This window comes from Photorhabdus stackebrandtii, from assembly GCF_011189495.1.
GTDB lineage: Bacteria > Pseudomonadota > Gammaproteobacteria > Enterobacterales > Enterobacteriaceae > Photorhabdus > Photorhabdus khanii.
The window spans coordinates 246,565-267,376 of sequence record NZ_PUJV01000002.1 but is presented as its reverse complement, the minus strand read 5'-3'; the positions used below and the strand labels follow the sequence as shown (position 1 = coordinate 267,376).

Annotated in this window: 18 protein-coding genes; 16 read left to right on the top strand and 2 right to left on the bottom strand. The window is 46.1% G+C overall.

Annotation, left to right across the window (positions count from 1 at the left end; all coding sequences use genetic code 11):
• Positions 1 to 29 precede the first annotated feature (29 nt).
• The 5 genes from C5470_RS02770 to C5470_RS02750 all read left to right on the top strand — a co-directional run bounded on the left by C5470_RS02770 (position 30) and on the right by C5470_RS02750 (position 5,358).
• The gene (locus C5470_RS02770; protein ID WP_166285740.1) at positions 30 to 569 is read left to right on the top strand and encodes a hypothetical protein; all 540 of its coding nucleotides are present in this window, start codon (positions 30 to 32) and stop codon (positions 567 to 569) included.
• Positions 566 to 1,957, top strand: a complete 1,392-nt coding sequence (locus C5470_RS02765) for an FKBP-type peptidyl-prolyl cis-trans isomerase N-terminal domain-containing protein (RefSeq protein ID WP_166285738.1) — start codon at positions 566 to 568, stop codon at positions 1,955 to 1,957. Before C5470_RS02770 ends, C5470_RS02765 begins: the two co-directional genes overlap by 4 nt.
• Before the next feature lie 87 nt (positions 1,958 to 2,044).
• On the top strand, positions 2,045 to 3,919 hold the full coding sequence (locus tag C5470_RS02760) for an O-antigen ligase family protein (protein ID WP_166285736.1): 1,875 nt from the start codon (positions 2,045 to 2,047) through the stop codon (positions 3,917 to 3,919).
• 303 nt (positions 3,920 to 4,222) lie between these two features.
• A complete protein-coding gene (locus C5470_RS02755; RefSeq protein WP_036850631.1) occupies positions 4,223 to 4,432 on the top strand; it encodes a YbfA family protein in 210 nt (69 codons plus the stop codon).
• 182 nt (positions 4,433 to 4,614) lie between these two features.
• Complete coding sequence (locus C5470_RS02750; RefSeq protein ID WP_036850633.1) at positions 4,615 to 5,358, top strand: type 2 GTP cyclohydrolase I; 744 nt, start codon at positions 4,615 to 4,617, stop codon at positions 5,356 to 5,358.
• Between the two features lie 170 nt (positions 5,359 to 5,528).
• Here the strand turns inward: C5470_RS02750 and C5470_RS23540 are convergent, their stop codons facing one another.
• Positions 5,529 to 5,846 (bottom strand): hypothetical protein, encoded by a 318-nt coding sequence (locus tag C5470_RS23540; protein ID WP_422631042.1) that lies wholly within the window; start codon positions 5,844 to 5,846, stop codon positions 5,529 to 5,531.
• Between the two features lie 7 nt (positions 5,847 to 5,853).
• Between C5470_RS23540 and C5470_RS23535 the strand changes: the two genes are divergently transcribed.
• Positions 5,854 to 6,144, top strand: a complete 291-nt coding sequence (locus C5470_RS23535; protein ID WP_422631041.1) for a ShlB/FhaC/HecB family hemolysin secretion/activation protein — start codon at positions 5,854 to 5,856, stop codon at positions 6,142 to 6,144.
• Positions 6,145 to 6,669: 525 nt separating this feature from the next.
• Here the strand turns inward: C5470_RS23535 and C5470_RS02740 are convergent.
• Positions 6,670 to 7,953 carry a citrate synthase gene (locus tag C5470_RS02740; protein WP_166285734.1) on the bottom strand — a complete coding sequence of 428 codons (1,284 nt, stop codon included), beginning with the start codon at positions 7,951 to 7,953 and terminating at the stop codon, positions 6,670 to 6,672.
• Positions 7,954 to 8,049: 96 nt separating this feature from the next.
• Here C5470_RS02740 and C5470_RS02735 point away from each other — a divergent pair, with 96 nt between their 5' ends.
• From C5470_RS02735 to cydA, 10 genes are all read left to right on the top strand, one after another.
• The gene (locus tag C5470_RS02735) at positions 8,050 to 8,232 is read left to right on the top strand and encodes a hypothetical protein (RefSeq protein WP_166285732.1); all 183 of its coding nucleotides are present in this window, start codon (positions 8,050 to 8,052) and stop codon (positions 8,230 to 8,232) included.
• Between the two features lie 586 nt (positions 8,233 to 8,818).
• Positions 8,819 to 9,208 carry a succinate dehydrogenase cytochrome b556 subunit gene (sdhC, locus tag C5470_RS02730; RefSeq protein WP_021325060.1) on the top strand — a complete coding sequence of 130 codons (390 nt, stop codon included), beginning with the start codon at positions 8,819 to 8,821 and terminating at the stop codon, positions 9,206 to 9,208.
• Positions 9,202 to 9,549 carry a succinate dehydrogenase membrane anchor subunit gene (gene sdhD / locus C5470_RS02725; protein ID WP_166285730.1) on the top strand — a complete coding sequence of 116 codons (348 nt, stop codon included), beginning with the start codon at positions 9,202 to 9,204 and terminating at the stop codon, positions 9,547 to 9,549. Before sdhC ends, sdhD begins: the two co-directional genes overlap by 7 nt.
• Positions 9,550 to 11,316, top strand: a complete 1,767-nt coding sequence (gene sdhA / locus C5470_RS02720; protein WP_166285728.1) for a succinate dehydrogenase flavoprotein subunit — start codon at positions 9,550 to 9,552, stop codon at positions 11,314 to 11,316.
• A gap of 36 nt (positions 11,317 to 11,352) precedes the next feature.
• On the top strand, positions 11,353 to 12,069 hold the full coding sequence (locus C5470_RS02715) for a succinate dehydrogenase iron-sulfur subunit (RefSeq protein WP_166285726.1): 717 nt from the start codon (positions 11,353 to 11,355) through the stop codon (positions 12,067 to 12,069).
• Positions 12,070 to 12,336: 267 nt separating this feature from the next.
• Positions 12,337 to 15,144, top strand: a complete 2,808-nt coding sequence (gene sucA, locus C5470_RS02710; protein WP_166285724.1) for a 2-oxoglutarate dehydrogenase E1 component — start codon at positions 12,337 to 12,339, stop codon at positions 15,142 to 15,144.
• A 13-nt stretch (positions 15,145 to 15,157) separates the two neighbouring features.
• Positions 15,158 to 16,381 (top strand): 2-oxoglutarate dehydrogenase complex dihydrolipoyllysine-residue succinyltransferase, encoded by a 1,224-nt coding sequence (gene odhB / locus C5470_RS02705; protein ID WP_166285722.1) that lies wholly within the window; start codon positions 15,158 to 15,160, stop codon positions 16,379 to 16,381.
• Positions 16,382 to 16,533: 152 nt separating this feature from the next.
• Positions 16,534 to 17,700 (top strand): ADP-forming succinate--CoA ligase subunit beta, encoded by a 1,167-nt coding sequence (gene sucC, locus C5470_RS02700; RefSeq protein ID WP_036850648.1) that lies wholly within the window; start codon positions 16,534 to 16,536, stop codon positions 17,698 to 17,700.
• Entirely contained in the window at positions 17,700 to 18,575 is an 876-nt protein-coding gene (sucD, locus tag C5470_RS02695; protein WP_166285720.1) for a succinate--CoA ligase subunit alpha, read from the top strand. Before sucC ends, sucD begins: the two co-directional genes overlap by 1 nt.
• A gap of 657 nt (positions 18,576 to 19,232) precedes the next feature.
• Positions 19,233 to 20,801 (top strand): cytochrome ubiquinol oxidase subunit I, encoded by a 1,569-nt coding sequence (cydA, locus tag C5470_RS02690; protein WP_166285718.1) that lies wholly within the window; start codon positions 19,233 to 19,235, stop codon positions 20,799 to 20,801.
• Positions 20,802 to 20,812 lie beyond the last annotated feature (11 nt).

Here is a 20,812-nt window from a genome sequence, read left to right as displayed (position 1 = left end):
TTGATGCTAATGGTACGGGAGAATATAAGGTGAATAACGTGTTTGTTCTTAAACGTATATGTGTGATGTTGCAGGTTCGGAAAATGATAGGGTACTGTATTGTATCTTATGGTTGTTATTTCTACCTACTACTAGCAGCCGTATTTCTTTTAACAGGATGTGCTCAAGAGCTCACACCGAAGAGAGTTCCGACATCAAGTAAAATAAAAGTATCGCCAACATCTAAGACATTGGATCATTCTTCATTATCCCCTGTATCTGGAGGCGGTGATTGTCGTTTTGCCAGAAATGTGCCGCCCTCTGCTGACAGCAATTCCGGTAAATTGGCACAATGTACTCGCGAGTTGGAGGCATTGAAACAGTTCAATGGCGCTAAATACACACGCTACAAGACCGAATTTGATCGCATTGCCCGTACTGGTAGTCAATATTTGGCGGTGGCTAACGGGATCAGTGAGGATATCAATGACTTGGTCCGTCCTAAGTATCAATATGCCCTTACCAGTTTGTGTTATCGTATAAAGAACGACTTATCATTGGCATTAATTAATCAGGTAGATGCACAATGAGTTGTGTACGAATGCATCTTCATCGCTGTGCTTGGTTGCTAATTGGTCTTTTGGGAACAGTTGATATTGTGAGTGCGGCAGAAAATGGAAACTATACCCCTCCTGGCGGCGCGTTCTCAGTGGATAGCTTGATGGAAAGCGCCAGTGATTCTGATTATGGTCTGAGTACGCTAATAGCGCAACAGTCCAAATCTGGTGAGGCATCTTCAGACAGAAGTGCATCAAAGCATGCAGTTGGAACATCAATTCTTGTTGGTATGGGGGCCTCGTCCGGTGATAGCGAAGTAGCAGCCCGTAAAGCATTGCGTGCGGAGAACCGTAAACTTAAGGTTCAGATGGAAAAGCTGAACCTTAAGCTTACGATGTTGACAGCAAAGTTAGCCGCTCAATCTCAGACTGAGGCTAACCGTGCGACTGAGGATGCTTTGCGTCAAACTCAACAGGTTACCTCACTTAAAAGACAACTTACCGATAGTATCGCAGAGTTGAAGTCTTCCCAGACTGAACTGGAGAAGAGCCGTAAGCAGCTATCTGATCACCAATTAGTCAGGGTAGAAGTGCAGAGGCAGAAGGATACATTACAAAAACAGTTAAGTGACAATCAGACTCTGCTGACGGCGACGCAACGTCAGTTCAAAGAAGCACAAACGCAGTTAGAAGCAGTGCGTAACCAGTTCAGAGAAGCTGACATTATTCGAGTGCAGTTAGAGACGGCGTTGGTTTCTACTCGTTATCAACTAGTGCAGGCTAATGATCGAGCGGTAAAAGCCAATAAGTCCGTGAGTGTACCGCTCGATAGCGATAACCGTAAGCGTGACTATGTAGTGGGTCAAGCGATGGCTTCAGGGCTAAAAAAGACGCTGGCCAGTTATGCAGAAAGCGGATTGTCTTTGGATCCTGCTCGAGTGATTGCCGGATTAACTGATGGATTACGCAATCACATGCAGCTTAAACGCAGTGACATGGATAAGTATTACCTGACCTTTGCGGAGCAATTACAAAAACAGGTAAATGTCAAGGTTAAGGTGGGCGAAGCCCTGATTGCGAAGAAAACTGCCGGACGCAAGCCAGCAAAGAAAGTCAATGGATTGGTGTACTTTGTGGTAAAGAAAGGTCACCCGATTAAGGATCAGGATGCACCGGTTTCGCTAGCTTTGTCTGAGCAGATTGTTGATGGTGCCACTTTAAGCGCTATTCCGACACTGACACTGACCGCTGACGATGACATGCCAGCCGTAGTGCGTGAAGCGCTTCCATTGTTGGGTGAAGGGGCAGAAGTTGATGCCTATGCTTTAGCTAAGGCCGTATATGGCAACTTGCCGATGCCGAAAGGGGTAGCCCCGTTTACTGTCTTAGTCTATCACTTGAAGGGGATTAAACCCCAGTAAAAATAAACCATTATGGCTCACCATTAAATTCACTTTCCCGGTAATGGTCATTGCAGCAGAGTCGTGTTGTCTCCGCAAGAGAAGGCTATGAGATCTAATAGAATACAAACATCTGGAAGGGTGCCAACGGGTGCCTTTTGTCCAAAATCGGCTCTTTTTCCATCCGTGTTGCCGTTGTGGATGCCGGTTTTACTCTGTGGCGTAACCTTAATCTACTTGCCTAATATGGGAGGTGGGGGACTAAGACTACCTGTCAATCTGTTGACTTGGGGCATAATGACGTTGGTTGTGTTATGGGGGGCGTTGCAGGTTTGGCGTAGAGGCACCCTTCGGGTGTCACTTCGTGTGAGTTGGGTACTTTGCGCTTTAGTATTGCTCAGTCTACCTTGGCTGTGGACCCGTAATACGCTATGGCAGTCTTCGGCTTTACCTCGGTTAGCTGGGTTATGGGGTAGTGGACTGGTATTGCTGGCTCTATTACAGGGGCGTTTGACAGCAAACCAGACTCAATGCTGGTTGAACTGGCTATTGTTATGTATGGTGCTGCAAGCACTGATTGGTGTTCTCCAGTTGTTTGCACCGGTGTGGGCATTTCAGTGGATAGAGTATGTTCCGTCGCGTACCGGTTTTCGGCCTTATGGTATTTTCCAACAACCTAATCTACTGGGTAGTTTTATCGCCACCGGTATTGGGATAGCGGGTTACTTAATGTTAAGCGCTGATGATGTGTCGATTAAGTCCGTAACAGAGGGATTTTCTCCTCAGAAGATTCAACGCCATCGTGTACTCTCGGTAACATTTATGTTCCCCGCATTAGCACTTGTGCCGTTATGGGCAGTGTTGCTTTGGTCTCAGAGCCGGATTGGACTGATTGGGGCGGTGGTGATGGAAGTTATCACGCTATGGTTGGGTTGGCGCTGGGGAGTGCGTATACGTTGTCTGTGGTTGCTGTCGCTATCGCTGCTTGGTATCACTTTGGGGTTGATTTTGCCACATACTCTTTGGTGGCCGACAGCAGTCGGTGAGCTGGATTTTTGGCACGCTTCTTCCAATCAGGAGCGGTTGCATCTGCTTGTTGGAACATTGCAATTAATTGCAGAGCACCCTTGGTTAGGGCATGGCCTGGGGAGCTTCGAGAACACTTGGCCGCAGGCGCTGGCAGTATCGGGGCTGCATAACACGGCCTGGCTTACTTTTACCCATCCGCATAATGAGGTTTTCTATGTCTGGTGTGAAGGTGGCGTGACTGCCGTACTGGGATTGGTCATTGTCGTAATAGTGTGGTTATGGCCCCGGCTATATCGTGCTGGCAGTTTATCTGAATTGTCCCTATATCCCTTGCTGTTGCGGAATTGGTTGCCTTTGCCTATCGCCTTGCACTTGATGACCGAGTATCCGCTCTACCAATCTGCACCACATTTAATGGTGCTCCTGATTCTCTGGAGGCTAGCTTGGCCGGAGAATCAATTGATAGCCAGGCAACTGGGTTTTCAGCAAGGGAGTGGCGGGTTCTTAGCGCTCAGCATGCCAGTAATAATGCTCGCTGGTGTACTGATGTTGGGGATACTGGGTGGTGGTTTGGTGACACAGGATGTTTTGACCCGTCTGGAGCGCCGAGGTCTGATTGACCCGGTAGCTGAGGCTACCTTGGCGCACCTGCCGGGCATTCTGATGCTGACACAGGAAACACGGCTGGATTATGATCGCCATACCAAATTGTTACTTGATTATAACCGCACCCATAATTCGCAAGACTTAGTGAATTATCAGAATTGGGGAAATGCCTATTTGCAAGTGCATAATGATGCCAACGTCAGTGCCACGTTAATACAGATCGCGAGAGCCCAGGGAAAATCCACTGAAGTTTATCAAATTGTGGCTCGTGCACACTTAAGTTTTTCGCATGATACACGTTTCTGGTCTCCAGCGTTGCAATGTTCAAAGAAGGGGAATGATTCCTGATTGACAAGTACCGAGGGTGTTGGAGTGCGTAAAACGGGTATTTTAAATGCCTGTATCGTTATCCGCAGGCATTTTTTTAATGGTTGTTAATTAGATGTTTATTATTTGCTTGTAATGTTACATTTTTATCATATTTAATGTAATAAAATTACATGATATGGAAAATAGAGTGATGATAACTGCTTAAAAGTGGTCGGATAAGTAGTAAATTTTCATTTTGTGCGGTAAAATTTTAAACAATTTACAGATGGATTATTTTGGGGATTCTGCTGTCCGGCAGGATCTTTTTTAGGAGGGTCTAATATGTCTGCATATCGTAAATATCCTCGGCACCAGATTCTTTTACGTCGTATTGGTGCTGTAACTGTAGGTGTGTTGGCGCTACCAGTTATGTTGTTTCGTTGTGATCGTGCCCGTTTTTACAGTTATTTGTACCGTGTATGGGTAAAAACCAGCGATAAGCCTGTATGGTTAGAGCAATCCGAGCTGGTTGCTCAAGTCAGAACTAACTGATGTTTGGCGGAAAATCTGGTTTTCCGCTGTTGATAGAGAGTTAAATAGTTAAACGCCTTGCCTGTTTATTCTGGCAAGGCGTTTTGCTTTATACCGGAATCGGAAAAATCACAAAGCTCAATTGCTATGGCTGGTGCAGATGGGTATGGTACTTCCACACAACCAAATACAGGACGAATATGATGCATAATATTGAGCTGGAAAATGTGATTAACCAAGAGCTGAATGTTGGTGAGTTTCAGGATTATGCGCCCAACGGTTTACAAGTTGAAGGGCGTGCTCATATTCAGCGGATCGTTACCGGTGTTACAGCTTGTCAGGCGTTATTGGATGAAGCGGTTCGCCATCAGGCTGATGCGATTATCGTTCATCATGGCTATTTTTGGAAAAATGAACCCGCGGTGATTCGTGGCATGAAACATCGTCGTCTGAAAACGTTGCTCTGCAATGACATTAATTTATATGGCTACCATTTACCGCTGGATGCTCATCCATCGTTGGGAAATAACGCGCAACTGGCCCAGAAGATGGGGGCGAAAGTTGTCGGTCTGATTGAACCATTCGTGCCGTATGGGGAGTTTGATCAACCAATAACGCCGGTTGAGTTAGCTTCACGCATTGAACAGGCGCTGGGCCGTAAGGCATTGCATGTGGGTGATAATGCACCCGCAGAAATTCGCACTCTTGCCTGGTGTACCGGCGGTGGGCAGAGCTTTATTCAACCGGCGGCTGAATTTGGTGTTGATGCTTTTATTACCGGTGAAGTTTCAGAGCAGACTGTGCATATCGCCCGCGAAATGGGGCTGCATTTTTATGCGGCAGGCCATCATGCCACTGAGCGTTATGGCGTTAAGGCACTGGGGGAGTGGTTGGCTAATAATTATGGGCTGGATGTGACTTTTATTGATATTCCCAATCCGGCTTAAGCAAATTTTTCTGACACGGAAATAAACGAAGCCCACCAGAGTGGGCTTCAAAGCTTTTGACAAACTTTTCATATTTTCATAATTAACGTTGTTCTATCCGCTTTATAGAATTGTGAATTTTGATCCTAATGATCCGGCTACACACGCAAGCGGTGGCTACGTTTGATAATTTAGAGAGCGGGATAGCGTGTATCTGCTCTTGAAAGACGAGAATACACAAGGAAGATGGCGAGATCAATTTTTACGGTGATTACCGTGAATGAAGGCAAAATTGAATCAATCAGCCTTGATGATGAAACACCCCTCTCACTCAAAATGGCCTTTCCGGGCATGATCAGGCATGGAGCGCCTAAACCGCCTACCCTCTCAACAGGTAACCATTGATATTCATCCAGGAAAGCATCTGCGGTTACCTTAAAACGAACTTCGATTCGTTTACCAATCAGTGATTTTCGCAATAGCCACCAAAACCGCAATCTTTCTGCCAATGTGACGGTGCCTTATGGTTATTGGTTGTTCAGTTATCAATATGCGTGGAACGACTCTTTTCAAAACATCTCGGTCGATTTACAAGCTTATCGTTACGAAGGCGACAGCCAAACTCACCGGTTGGCAATAAACCGGGCGTTATACCGTGATGGTGCACAGAAGCTGACGCTGGATATGGGATTGACACGCCGCCAAACGACCAATTTGCTGGCGGGTGGCTATGTCACATTTAACCCGTCAAATAGCATTGTTTTTTTTACGGTTTTATTTAAATCATGCCTCTTTTTATACCTTTAATGTTATTTAACGCTAAAATAAATTTATATCGTTATTTTTCCAAGCTATTTTCGCGGTCTGTTAACGCTTAAATATCCATTATAATCATCATGCCCCTTTTTTCTGATTAATTTGTAAGATTTTAAATAAAATTCTAAAATAGTGCTACATCTTATACCACTCATAATTCCATATATAACAATGGGTTGAAGATGGGTGTGCGTTGCGGAATTATGAAGCGTTATTTAACCATTATTGATGTAATAAGGTGCTATTAAATGAATTTACCGATTTATCTAAACATCATTTAAATAGATATAGGTGAGTGGGATTAAATAAAAATCTTCTATTTAAACACACCACTAAACAATCAAATCACGTTTGAAAACTGGCGCAGGTAAATATCAAAGCAATATAAAGATACTACGGATAATGCGGATTTCAGCAGGTTACGATCTGGATCTCATCGGTACTTAGTTAGTGTCTAGTTCAAAGCTCTAACTATCAAGTTAGAGCTTTGCCCTTAATCGTAATCGGATTTTGTTATTATTTTTTCAACTGGCTCTGGAAATCACGTTGAGTGTAGCCAGTGTAGAGTTGACGAGGACGGGCGATTTTCACACCGTCATCATGCATTTCGTTCCAGTGAGCTATCCAGCCGATGGTACGGGCAATGGCAAAAATAACAGTGAACATGGTGGATGGAATACCCATGGCTTTCAAGATAATACCTGAGTAGAAATCCACGTTCGGATACAGTTTCTTCTCAATAAAATATGGGTCGTGCAGAGCAATACGTTCAAGCTCCATCGCAACTTCCAGCAAGCTGTCATTCAGGCCAAGTTCATCCAGCACTTCATGGCAGGTTTCACGCATGACTGTTGCGCGGGGATCATAGTTTTTGTAAACACGATGACCAAATCCCATCAGACGGAAAGCGTCGTTCTTGTCTTTGGCGCGTTCAATAAATTCAGGAATATGTTCAACCGACTGAATTTCTTCCAGCATACGCAGACAAGCTTCGTTTGCACCGCCATGCGCAGGCCCCCAAAGGGAAGCGATACCTGCGGCGATACAGGCAAATGGGTTAGCGCCGGACGAACCCGCAGTACGTACTGTTGAGGTAGAGGCATTCTGTTCGTGGTCGGCATGCAGGATCAGAATGCGATCCATGGCGCGTTCCAGCACTGGGTTCACTTTATATTCTTCGCATGGTGTGGAGAACATCATATGCAGGAAGTTACCGGCATAGGAGAGATCATTGCGTGGATAAACGAACGGTTGACCAATAGAATATTTGTAGCACATTGCAGCCACTGTTGGCATTTTGGACAGCAAGCGGTACGCGGTAATGTCACGATGACGCGGGTTGTTCACATCAAGGGCATCGTGATAGAAAGCCGCCAGAGCACCCGTGACGCCACACAGTACTGCCATTGGATGAGAATCACGGCGGAAGCCGTTGAACAGGCGATGGATTTGTTCATGGATCATGGTATGGCGGGTAACGGTTTTTTTGAATTTCTCAAACTGTTCTTGTGTTGGTGTTTCGCCATACAGCAGGATGTAGCAAACTTCCAGATAAGTGGATTTTGTCGCCAGCTGGTCGATAGGGAAACCACGGTGAAGCAATACGCCTTCATTACCATCAATGTAGGTGATCTTGGATTCGCAAGATGCTGTGGAAGTAAAACCAGGGTCGTAGGTATAAAAACCTTTGGAGCCGAGAGTACGAACATCGATGACTTGAGACCCAAGGGTCGGTGTTAGCACGTCCAATTCAATAGCAACCGTACCATTTGGGGTTAAAGTTGCTTTGTTATCTGCCATTACAGTCTCCTTAGCGCTTTCGTTTTTATAACTCTTAACAACCACGGCGGAAAGATACAGTATAGAGTCTATCTCATCAGGCATAAGGCTATTTTATTGACCATTCTTGCTGGTCAAACGGGCCTGGAGAGTGCTCTGATAAAAGCGATCACTTTTGAATGCACTTTGGTATGGCCTGTGCCAGTGAGTGAATCGCTTTCTACAGACTGCGTGCATATTCCGGTTTCTGCGCGCGATCTGTGCCCTCAATTTATTGACAAGAATGGCCTACACCAATAATGCCCAGTGGAATAGGTTCTTATACTGTGCTCCCTGGCACTGTGCTACCGGAGAAAATTTGAAATCAGGCTAATATCACATTTTAAGGCTGAAATCTCACCCCGGGCGACAATGGTTTTCAGATTGTTAGCGAGTTTTTGAGTGTTATGTTTTATGCATGACTACAAAAAAGATTATGATTTGTGTGGACTACACAGTTACATAACTTTAGCTTTTAGTGAAGTCTTTCCTCTTATCGGAAATCAATCTCAAAAGTATTTTCAACCATATATGTAAGATAAATGTTTAAAGTTTGTCAAACAAGATAATTAATTTTGTGCAATATGTTTGAATCGTGATCTTAATCACTGTTCAGTGGAAATGTAGCTAATCATATTGTGTTGGAATTGTAATAATAATGTGAAGCACATATACTGCCGCCAGGTCTCCGGATTACCCTGCTGTAGGAGCACCCAGCGTAATTAAATCACGACATTTTTTAACATGAAGGATCTCTCATTTTGATTAAATGTTGTGTCTTTGTATCCCCTTATCGCTGTCTGATTTCCGCCCAGGTCCGGAGGAAGGAAAATAATAAAAGAGCTGTGTGGGCAAAATTGTGAAAAAACAAAGACCTGTCAACCTTGATTTGCAGACGATACACTTTCCAGTCTCTGCAATAGCCTCAATCTTGCACCGTGTCTCCGGCGTCATTACTTTCATAGCAGTAGGAATTCTCCTCTGGTTGTTAGGGATGTCTCTCTCCTCGCAAGAAGGGTTTCAACAAGCCGCCGATATTATGACGGGATTTTTCGCTAAGTTTATTGTGTGGGGTATTTTGACCGCACTGGCTTATCATATCTGTGGTGGTATCCGTCATATGCTGATGGATTTCGGCTACCTGGAAGAAAACTTAGTGGTCGGTAGTCTCTCTGCCAAAGTGGCAATCGGGATTGCTGTGATTCTGTCGATTCTGGCTGGAGTACTGGTATGGTAAGTAACGCTTCTGCATTAGGTCGCACGGGTATCCATGATTGGTTATTATTGCGCGCGTCCGCAATTATTATTGTTTTATATGTTCTCTATATGTTGGGCTTTGTCGCGACAACGTCGGATATCACTTATGAAGTCTGGCGCGGTTTTTTCTCCTCATCCATCACTAAAGTCTTCACTGTGCTGGCGCTGTTTTCCATTCTGGCTCACGCCTGGATTGGTATGTGGCAAGTATTGACTGACTATGTAAAGCCACTGGCACTGCGTTTGGTGTTGCAATTGGCGATTATTGTTGCACTGATGGCTTACTTGATTTACGGAACAATTGTGGTGTGGGGTGTATAGATGAAACTGCCAGTAAGAGAGTTTGACGCGGTCGTTATTGGCGCGGGTGGTGCAGGTATGCGTGCCGCGCTGCAAATTTCACAAATGGGATTATCCTGTGCTTTAATTTCCAAAGTATTCCCAACCCGTTCTCATACTGTATCCGCGCAGGGTGGCATCACCGTTGCGCTGGGCAACTCCCATGAAGATAACTGGGAGTGGCACATGTATGACACGGTAAAAGGTTCCGACTATATCGGTGACCAGGATGCGATTGAATACATGTGTAAGACTGGTCCGGAAGCCATTCTGGAGCTAGAACACATGGGGTTGCCATTCTCCCGTTTGGATGACGGCCGTGTTTATCAGCGTCCATTCGGTGGTCAGTCAAAAAACTTTGGTGGTGAACAGGCCGCACGTACAGCCGCAGCAGCAGACCGTACCGGTCATGCATTGTTACACACCCTGTATCAGCAGAACTTAAAAAATCATACCACTATTTTTTCTGAATGGTATTCGTTGGATCTGGTTAAAAACCAGGATGGCAGCATTGTGGGTTGTACGGCTATCTCGATTGAAAGCGGTGAAGTTGTTTATTTCAAAGCGAAGGCGACAATTCTGGCAACCGGTGGTGCAGGCCGTATTTATCAATCGACAACCAACGCCCACATTAATACCGGTGATGGCGTCGGTATGGCACTGCGTGCTGGTGTACCTGTGCAGGATATGGAAATGTGGCAATTCCATCCGACCGGTATCGCGGGAGCTGGGGTTCTGGTAACCGAAGGTTGTCGTGGTGAAGGCGGTTATTTGCTGAATAAAAATGGCGAGCGCTTTATGGAGCGTTACGCGCCAAATGCTAAAGATCTGGCTGGTCGTGATGTGGTGGCCCGTTCCATCATGATCGAAATTCGCGAAGGCCGTGGTTGTGATGGTCCCTGGGGGCCTCATGCTAAACTGAAATTGGATCATTTGGGCAAAGAGGTGCTGGAATCTCGTCTGCCGGGCATTCTTGAGCTGTCCCGTACTTTTGCTCACGTTGATCCGGTAAAAGAGCCGATTCCGGTTATTCCAACCTGCCACTATATGATGGGCGGTATCCCAACGAAAGTGACCGGTCAGGCACTGGCTGTTAACGAGAAAGGCGAAGATGTGGTTATTCCGGGCCTGTTCGCTGTTGGTGAAATTGCCTGCGTATCGGTTCACGGTGCAAACCGTCTGGGGGGGAATTCTCTGCTGGATTTGGTGGTGTTTGGCCGCTCTGCCGGTTTACATCTGAAAGAGTCACTGATGGAGCAGGGCACCAGCCGCGAAGCCAGTGAATCTGATATTGAGCAATCACTGCAACGTCTGAACCGTTGGAACAGCACCCGTACTGGCGAAGATCCGGTGGGAATTCGTAAAGATTTGCAGGCGTGTATGCAGAATAACTTCTCGGTATTCCGTGAGGGTGATGCAATGGCGAAGGGTTTGGAAGAGCTGAAGGTTATCCGTGAACGGCTGAAAAGTGCGCGTTTGGATGATACTTCCTCAGAGTTCAATACCCAGAGAATTGAGTGTCTGGAACTTGATAACCTGATGGAAACGGCGTTTTCTACGGCTGTTTCCGCTAACTTCCGTACTGAGAGCCGTGGTGCTCATAGCCGTTTCGACTATCCTGATCGTGATGATGCGAACTGGTTATGCCATACCCTCTATCTGCCGCAAACTGAGACCATGACGCGTCGTGATGTCAACATGCAGCCAAAATTGCGTGAAGCATTCCCGCCGAAAGCGCGTACTTACTAATGAGTTGCTGATGATCCAGTTGCGAAGGAATAGATTATGAAACTTGAATTTTCGATTTATCGTTACAACCCGGATGTTGACAGCGCGCCTCATATGCAGGATTACACGCTGGAAGCAAAAGATGGGCGTGACATGATGTTACTGGATGCATTAATCCAGCTTAAAGAGCAAGACTCGACACTCTCTTTCCGTCGTTCTTGCCGTGAAGGGGTTTGCGGTTCTGATGGCCTCAACATGAATGGTAAAAATGGTCTGGCTTGTATTACACCGGTTTCGGCTTTACAGCGTGGCAACAAGAAGATTGTGATCCGTCCGCTGCCAGGTTTGCCGGTTATCCGTGACCTGGTTGTGGATATGGGGCAATTCTATGCGCAATATGAGAAGATTCGCCCATATTTGCTGAATGATGGTAAAAACCCGCCGGCGCGTGAGCATTTACAGTCACCTGCACAAAGGGAAAAACTGGATGGCCTGTACGAATGTATTCTGTGTGCATGTTGTTCAACTTCTTGTCCGTCATTCTGGTGGAATCCAGACAAATTTATCGGACCTGCGGGGTTGCTGGCAGCATATCGTTTCCTGATCGACAGTCGTGATACTGAAACCAATTCACGGTTAGATAAGCTAAATGATGCTTTCAGTGTTTTTCGCTGCCATAGCATCATGAATTGTGTCAGTGTGTGCCCTAAGGGGTTGAATCCAACAAAAGCTATTGGTCATATTAAATCTATGTTGTTAAAACATAGCGCGTAATCGGCCTGCCCTCCGTGCAGTTTTATCTGCGGAGGGCACAAAGAATTTGAGAATTGTGAATTGCCAACTGCTAATGATGACAAAAGCTTTGAGGCAAGGAACCTTTAAAAACCATTTAACGGTTTTTAAAGGTTCCTTGAAGGGTTCCAAAACCCAAAAGAGAACATGCATAAAGCACGTCCAAATGAACCTTTTATCGACACCGCATTTAAGCGGTGATAGTTAACCACGGCGAAAACTAAAGCTTTTAAAGCTTAAGGGATCACAATGCAGAACGGCGCAATGAAGGACTGGCTGGATTCAAGCTTCCTGGCTGGTTCAAACCAGTCTTACATAGAGCAAGTCTATGAAGACTATATAACCGATCCAAACTCCGTTGATGCAAGTTGGAAAGACATTTTCCAACAATTGCCGGATGCGGGATTAAGCGGTGAACAACTCCACTCGCAGACGCGTGATTACTTCCGCCGCCTTGCGAAAGATACTACGCGTTATCACTCCTCTGTCAGCGATCCGGCAATGGATGCAAAACAAGTTAAGGTTTTGCAGCTCATCAACGCATTCCGTTTCCGCGGCCATCAAAATGCGAATCTTGATCCGTTGGGATTATGGAAGCAGGATAGTGTTCCTGATTTAGATCCTGCTTTCCATAATCTGACGGAAGCTGATTTTGCAGAGACATTTAATGTCGGTTCTTTTGCTATCGGCAAAGAAACGATGAAGTTGGCTGATTTGTATGAAGCACTGAAACGCACTTATTGCGGTTCTATTGGTGCTGAATACATGCACATCACGAATACGGAAGAAAAACGTTGGATCCAGCAGCGTCTGGAGTCTGTTACCGTCAGCTCTCAGTTCAGCGCAGAGGAAAAACAGCGTTTTCTGGCGGAACTGACGGCGGCGGAAGGTTTGGAACGTTATCTGGGAGCGAAGTTTCCAGGAGCGAAACGTTTCTCTCTTGAAGGTGGCGATGCATTGATCCCCATGGTGAAAGAGCTTATCCGTCATGCGGGTAAGCACGATACACGGGAAGTTGTGCTGGGGATGGCTCATCGTGGTCGCCTCAACGTTCTGGTTAATATCTTAGGTAAGAAACCGGCTGATCTGTTCGATGAGTTTGCCGGCAAACATAAAGAGCACCTTGGTACCGGCGACGTGAAATACCATCAGGGTTTCTCGTCTGATTTTGCCACCGAGGGCGCTAAGGTTCATTTGGCGTTGGCATTTAACCCATCTCACCTTGAGATTGTCAGCCCTGTGGTTATTGGTTCAGTACGCGCCCGCCGTGATCGTCTGGATGAAGGTCGCAGCAATATGGTGTTGCCAATTACCATCCACGGTGATGCCGCCGTTACCGGTCAGGGCGTTGTGCAGGAAACCCTGAACATGTCTCAGGCCCGTGGTTATGAAGTGGGTGGTACGATTCGTATTGTTATCAACAACCAGATTGGTTTCACAACGTCTAACCCGAAAGATGCCCGTTCAACACAATACTGTACCGATATCATCAAAATGGTACAGGCACCGATTTTCCACGTTAATGCAGACGATCCGGAAGCGGTGGCATTTGTTACCCGCCTGGCTCTGGATTTCCGTAATGCCTTTAAACGTGACGTAATGCTTGATCTGGTATGTTACCGCCGTCATGGTCATAACGAAGCTGATGAGCCAAGTGCGACTCAGCCAATGATGTATCAGAAAATTAAAAAGCACCCAACGCCACGTAAAATCTACGCTGACAAGTTGGTTGCTGAGCATCTGATATCCGTCGATGACGTGACTGAGATGGTTAATCTGTATCGTGATGCCCTCGACCGTGGTGACTGTGTCGTTGATGAATGGCGCTCAATGGGGCTGCACTCATTTACATGGGAGCCTTATCTTAATCACGATTGGGATGAAGAATATCCACATAAAGTCGATATTAAGCGTTTGCAGGATCTGGGCCGACGTATCAGCTCTGTTCCGGAAGAAGTGGAAATGCACTCCCGTGTAGCGAAAATTTATAATGACCGGGCAGAGATGGCGAACGGTGATAAATTGTTCGATTGGGGTGGGGCAGAAACGTTAGCCTACGCAACTTTAGTTGATGAAGGTGTTCCGGTGCGTTTGTCTGGTGAGGACGCGGGCCGTGGTACTTTCTTCCATCGCCATGCTGTGATTCATAATCAGGCTAATGGTTCTGTTTATGTGCCTCTGGCGAACGTTCATAATGGTCAGGGCGTATTCAATGTATGGGATTCTGTTCTGTCTGAAGAAGCTGTTCTGGCCTTTGAGTATGGCTATGCGACAACGGAACCCCGCGCTTTAACAATCTGGGAAGCGCAGTTTGGTGATTTCGCTAACGGAGCACAGGTTGTTATTGACCAGTTCATCAGCTCCGGCGAGCAGAAATGGGGCCGTATGTGTGGTCTGGTTATGTTGTTGCCGCATGGTTATGAAGGGCAGGGGCCTGAACACTCTTCAGCCCGCCTGGAACGCTATCTGCAACTGTGTGCAGAACAGAATATGCAGGTTTGCGTACCGTCAACGCCGGCTCAGGTTTATCACATGCTTCGTCGTCAGGCTCTGCGTGGTATGCGCCGTCCGTTGATTGTTATGTCGCCGAAGTCATTGTTGCGTCATCCATTAGCGGTTTCCAGCCTGGATGAACTGGCTAACGGTAAATTCCAGACAGTTATCGGTGAAGCTGATGCGCTGGATCCTAAAGGTGTTAAACGGGTTGTGCTCTGTTCAGGTAAAGTTTATTACGACCTGTTGGAACAACGCCGTAAGAACGAACAAACTGATGTCGCTATCGTGCGTGTTGAACAACTGTATCCGTTCCCTCATCAGGATGTTCAATCAGCGTTGGAGCAGTATGCCCATGTACACGATTTTGTCTGGTGCCAGGAAGAGCCATTAAACCAAGGGGCCTGGTATTGCAGTCAGCATAACTTCCGTGAAGTGATCCCATTCGGGGCTTCTTTACGTTATGCAGGTCGTCCTGCGTCTGCTTCCCCGGCAGTTGGATATACGTCAGTTCACCAGCAGCAGCAGCAAGAGCTGGTTAATGACGCACTGAACGTTGAATAAATAAGGATAGAAAATGAGTAGCGTAGATATTCTGGTTCCTGTTTTGCCCGAGTCTGTTGCTGATGCCACTGTTGCAGTCTGGCACAAAAAAGAGGGTGACCGTGTTGAACGTGATGAAGTGCTGGTTGAAATCGAGACGGATAAAGTGGTACTGGAAGTGCCTGCCAGTGAAGCCGGTGTTTTAGAAGCCATTTTGGAAGTAAAAGATGCAACTGTTCTGTCCAGTCAACTTCTTGGTCGTATCCGTTTGGGCGATAGCACGGGTAAACCGACAGAAGTAAAAGAAAAAACGGAAGCAACTTCGGCTAAACGCCAGACTGCGGGGTTAGAAGAAGAGAGCAACGACGCACTTAGCCCGGCGGTTCGCCGTTTGATTGCAGAGCATGATCTTGATGCCAAAGCGATTAAAGGTAGCGGTGTTGGTGGGCGTATTGTCCGCGAAGACGTGGAAAAACACATGGCTGATAACAAAAAGGTGGATAGTCAATCATCAGCTATGCCACTTTCTCTTTCTACTCAGGATTCGTTGTTGCCACACCGCAGCGAAAAACGTGTTCCAATGACTCGCCTGCGTAAGCGTGTGGCTGAACGTTTGCTGGAAGCGAAAAACAACACTGCGATGTTGACGACGTTTAACGAAGTTAACATGAAGCCGATTCAGGAAATGCGCAAGCTGTACGGCGAAGCGTTTGAAAAACGCCACGGTGTGCGTCTGGGCTTTATGTCTTTCTATGTGAAAGCGGTGGTCGAAGCACTGAAACGCTATCCGGAAGTGAATGCTTCTATTGATGGCACTGATGTGGTTTACCACAACTATTTCGATATCAGTATTGCGGTATCTACACCGCGTGGCTTGGTAACGCCGGTACTGCGTGATGCGGATGCACTGAGCATGGCTGAACTCGAAAAACGTATTAAAGAGCTGGCTATCAAAGGCCGTGACGGTAAATTGACCGTCGAAGAGCTGACAGGCGGTAATTTCACGATTACCAATGGTGGTGTATTCGGCTCTTTAATGTCTACGCCGATCATTAACCCGCCACAGAGCGCGATTCTTGGCATGCATGCCATTAAAGATCGTCCGATGGCGGTAAATGGTCAGGTAGAGATCCTTCCGATGATGTATCTGGCACTGTCTTATGACCACCGTCTGATCGATGGACGCGAGTCTGTAGGCTTCCTGGTGACCATCAAAGAGATGCTGGAAGATCCTGCACGTTTGCTGCTGGACGTATAGCAACATAATAAGGGCAGATACGCGCTAATATCTGCCCGGTCTGAAGTAAACAAATGTACATGCACAGCCAGTCTTTGGACTGGCTATATCCAAAGTAACAAAAAAATAAGAAGACAATTGCTCTTCTCAGATTAGATTATGGATAGAACATCATGAATTTACACGAGTATCAGGCAAAACAGCTTTTTGCACGGTATGGTTTACCCGCTCCGGCTGGTTATGCCTGCACTACACCGCGTGAAGCAGAAGAAGCGGCATCTAAAATTGGTGCTGGCCCTTGGGTGGTTAAGTGTCAGGTTCACGCTGGCGGTCGCGGTAAAGCGGGCGGCGTGAAATTGGTTAACAGTAAAGAAGAGATTCGCGCTTTCGCTGAACAATGGCTGGGTAAACGTCTGGTCACTTACCAAACAGATGCGCAAGGGCAGCCTGTTCACCAGATTTTGGTCGAAGGGGCAACTGATATTGCGAAGGAGTTGTATCTCGGTGCGGTGGTTGATCGTGGTACGCGTCGTGTAGTGTTCATGGCCTCCACTGAAGGTGGTGTTGAAATTGAAAAAGTTGCGGAAGAAACTCCGGAACTCATTCATAAAGCGGTTATCGACCCACTGGTTGGCCCTATGCCTTATCAGGGGCGTGAACTGGCATTTAAACTGGGATTAACCGGTAAACAAATCAGCCAGTTCACTAAAATTTTCTTAGGATTGGCAAATCTGTTCCTGGAGCGCGATCTGGCTCTGGTTGAAATTAATCCGTTGGTTATCACGACTCAGGGTGATCTGATTTGTCTGGATGGTAAATTGGGCGCTGATGGTAACGCACTGTTCCGTCAGGCTGAACTGCGTGAAATGCATGATCCATCTCAGGAAGATCCGCGTGAAGCGCAGGCGGCACAGTGGGAACTGAACTATGTCGCGTTGGATGGCAACATTGGTTGCATGGTAAATGGCGCAGGTTTGGCAATGGGGACGATGGATATCGTTAAATTGCATGGTGGCGCACCCGCGAACTTCCTTGATGTGGGTGGTGGTGCAACCAAAGAACGTGTTACAGAAGCGTTTAAAATCATCCTGTCAGATGAAAATGTGAAAGCCGTATTGGTTAACATCTTTGGTGGTATTGTCCGTTGTGACCTGATTGCTGACGGTATTATTGGTGCGGTGGAAGAAGTGGGTGTTCACGTACCGGTTGTTGTTCGTTTGGAAGGGAACAATGCTGAGTTGGGAGCAAAAAAACTGGCTGACAGTGGTTTGAATATCATTGCTGCAACCAGCCTGACAGACGCAGCTAAGCAAGCAGTAGCCGCAGTGGAGGCAAAATAATGTCTATTTTAATCGATAAAAACACCAAAGTTATCTGTCAGGGTTTTACCGGCAGTCAGGGGACTTTCCATTCAGAACAAGCGATTGCCTATGGCACCCAAATGGTGGGTGGTGTCACGCCGGGTAAGGGCGGTACTGAGCACTTGGGATTACCTGTTTTCAATACTGTTCGTGAAGCGGTGGAGGCAACCGGGGCAACGGCCTCCGTTATCTATGTTCCCGCTCCATTCTGTAAAGATTCCATTCTGGAAGCTATCGACGCTGGGATCAAACTGATTATCACGATTACTGAAGGTATCCCGACTCTGGATATGCTGGCTGTTAAAGTGAAACTGGATGAAGCCGGTGTTCGTATGATCGGCCCTAACTGCCCGGGCGTTATTACACCGGGTGAATGTAAGATCGGCATTATGCCGGGCCACATTCATCAGGCGGGTAAAGTCGGTATCGTTTCCCGTTCAGGCACACTGACTTATGAAGCGGTAAAACAGACAACTGATGCAGGTTTAGGGCAATCTACTTGTGTAGGTATCGGTGGTGACCCAATTCCAGGTTCTAACTTCATTGATATTCTGAAATTGTTCCAGGAAGATCCGCAAACAGAAGCCATCGTAATGATTGGTGAAATTGGTGGTAATGCGGAAGAAGACGCGGCGGCTTATATTAAACAGCACGTAACTAAGCCTGTTGTTGGTTACATCGCAGGTGTTACTGCGCCGAAAGGTAAGCGAATGGGGCATGCTGGCGCTATTATCGCGGGTGGTAAGGGAACCGCTGACGAAAAATTTGCTGCTCTGGAAGCCGCTGGTGTGAAGACCGTTCGCAGTCTGGCAGACATCGGTGATGCAGTGAAAGAGTTACTTGCTGGCAAGTGATTTTTGATAATAAATTTTTATATATAAGGCCACTGAAAAGTGGCCTTTCTATTTGTATGGACAGTATCATCTGCGATTAAGTCTTTATTTTCAGTTTGGTATTCTCCAATTAATTTAAACTGAATTTCATTATTGCTCTTTAATTTAAATTAAATAAAGACGAGGTTAATAATAATATTTTCTTAAGAATGAAAATAAAAAGTTAATTTTAAAAGTCATTTCACAGCAATATAGAAATCAATAATTATCTATATAAACAAATAATTAACAATATGCCAACTAAAATGAAATAATAGATAAAATAATTAACACGGGCCAGAAAAAATCATTTAAATCAAGATATTATTGTGGCATTATTTTTTTAGTTTGCTTAAATTGATCCTGATCAATAAGTTCCCATTAAACAATAACTGCAATTATTGACCTACATTCAGAATTCTAATCTGAATCACGTAAAACGTATTTATTGTATGGGAATATAAGCGTACTATACTATTAGTCTAATTAGGTTTTTAATTCACTTGGTAATGAGTTGTTATTTTAGAGGCATTTATTGCTGGTAGTTATAAGGTTTCCGTTTTAGAACTCTGAATAGGTTCTTGTACGAAGCCAGGTTGCCGCAAGCCGGTGCTTTCCTGCTAGGAGCAAGGAGTCAAGATGTTTGATATTGTCGAACTGTCACGATTACAGTTTGCCTTAACTGCAATGTATCATTTCCTGTTCGTTCCGCTAACGCTTGGTATGGCGTTTTTGCTGGCGATTATGGAAACGGTATATGTGCTCTCCGGTAAACAAATTTATAAAGATATGACAAAATTCTGGGGCAAGTTATTTGGTATTAACTTTGCTCTGGGTGTCGCAACAGGGTTGACCATGGAGTTTCAGTTCGGGACTAACTGGTCATATTTCTCTCATTACGTCGGTGACATTTTCGGCGCGCCTCTGGCGATCGAAGGTCTGATGGCGTTCTTCCTGGAGTCCACATTCGTCGGTTTGTTCTTCTTCGGTTGGGATCGTCTCAGTAAAAAACAGCACTTGGCGGTAACCTGGCTGGTTGCGTTAGGTTCTAACTTCTCTGCACTTTGGATTCTGGTTGCGAATGGTTGGATGCAAAACCCGATTGCTTCTGATTTCAACTTTGAAACCATGCGTATGGAAATGGTGAGTTTTGCCGAATTGGTACTGAACCCGGTTGCGCAGGTGAAATTTGTTCATACCGTTGCGGCGGGTTATGTGACAGGGGCGATTTTTGTTCTTGGCATCAGCTCTTACTATCTGCTTAAAGGCCGTGATATTCCATTTGCTAAACGTTCATTTGCGATTGCTTCAAGTTTTGGTATCGCCGCCGTGCTATCCGTTATTGTTCTGGGTGACGAATCCGGTTACGAAATGGGTGATGTACAGAAGACTAAACTGGCCGCAATTGAAGCTGAATGGGAAACTCAGCCACCTCCGGCAGCCTTTACACTGATAAGTATCCCGGATCAGGATAAAATGGAAAACAAATATGCCATTCAGATCCCTTATCTCATGGGCCTGATTGCCACCCGTTCTGTCGATACCCCGGTTATTGGTCTGCGTGATCTGATGGACCAGCATGAGCTGCGGATCCGTAATGGTATGAAAGCTTATCAATTGTTGGAAGAGTTGCGGGCAGGTAACACGGATCCAACTGTTCGTAGCGCATTCAATGAAAGTAAGCAGGATCTTGGTTATGGCATGTTGTTGAAGCGTTATACCAGCAAAGTGACTGATGCCAGCGAAGAGCAAATCAAGGCCGCTGCGAAAGATTCCATTCCTCGCGTTGCTCCGCTCTATTTTGCATTCCGTATCATGGTTGCAGCAGGTTTCCTGATGTTACTGTTGATTGGTCTGGCGTTTTGGAGCGTTATCCGTGGCCGTATTGGTGAACAAAAATGGTTACTGCGTGCAGCATTGTACAGCATCCCATTGCCGTGGATTGCCATAGAATCAGGCTGGTTTGTGGCCGAATATGGTCGTCAGCCGTGGGCGATTGGTGAAGTTTTGCCAACAGCGGTGGCGAGTTCCAATTTGGCAGCCAGCGATATCCTGTTCTCAATGGCGCTGATTTGTGGTCTTTACACCTTGTTTCTGATCGCAGAGATGTTTTTGATGTTCAAATTCGCCCGTCGTGGTCCAAGCAGTCTGAATACTGGCCGCTACCACTTTGAACAGAAAACAACTTCGGCGCACAATGCTCAGTAATAAACGGGAGT

Coding starts and splice junctions, on each gene's coding strand:
- C5470_RS02765 (WP_166285738.1), top strand. CDS start 566: ATGAGTTGTGTACGAATGCATCTTCATCGCTGTGCTTGGTTGCTAATT.
- C5470_RS02760 (WP_166285736.1), top strand. CDS start 2,045: ATGAGATCTAATAGAATACAAACATCTGGAAGGGTGCCAACGGGTGCC.
- C5470_RS02755 (WP_036850631.1), top strand. CDS start 4,223: ATGTCTGCATATCGTAAATATCCTCGGCACCAGATTCTTTTACGTCGT.
- C5470_RS02750 (WP_036850633.1), top strand. CDS start 4,615: ATGCATAATATTGAGCTGGAAAATGTGATTAACCAAGAGCTGAATGTT.
- C5470_RS02740 (WP_166285734.1), bottom strand. CDS start 7,953: ATGGCAGATAACAAAGCAACTTTAACCCCAAATGGTACGGTTGCTATT.
- sdhD (WP_166285730.1), top strand. CDS start 9,202: ATGGTAAGTAACGCTTCTGCATTAGGTCGCACGGGTATCCATGATTGG.
- sdhA (WP_166285728.1), top strand. CDS start 9,550: ATGAAACTGCCAGTAAGAGAGTTTGACGCGGTCGTTATTGGCGCGGGT.
- C5470_RS02715 (WP_166285726.1), top strand. CDS start 11,353: ATGAAACTTGAATTTTCGATTTATCGTTACAACCCGGATGTTGACAGC.
- sucA (WP_166285724.1), top strand. CDS start 12,337: ATGCAGAACGGCGCAATGAAGGACTGGCTGGATTCAAGCTTCCTGGCT.
- odhB (WP_166285722.1), top strand. CDS start 15,158: ATGAGTAGCGTAGATATTCTGGTTCCTGTTTTGCCCGAGTCTGTTGCT.
- sucC (WP_036850648.1), top strand. CDS start 16,534: ATGAATTTACACGAGTATCAGGCAAAACAGCTTTTTGCACGGTATGGT.
- sucD (WP_166285720.1), top strand. CDS start 17,700: ATGTCTATTTTAATCGATAAAAACACCAAAGTTATCTGTCAGGGTTTT.
- cydA (WP_166285718.1), top strand. CDS start 19,233: ATGTTTGATATTGTCGAACTGTCACGATTACAGTTTGCCTTAACTGCA.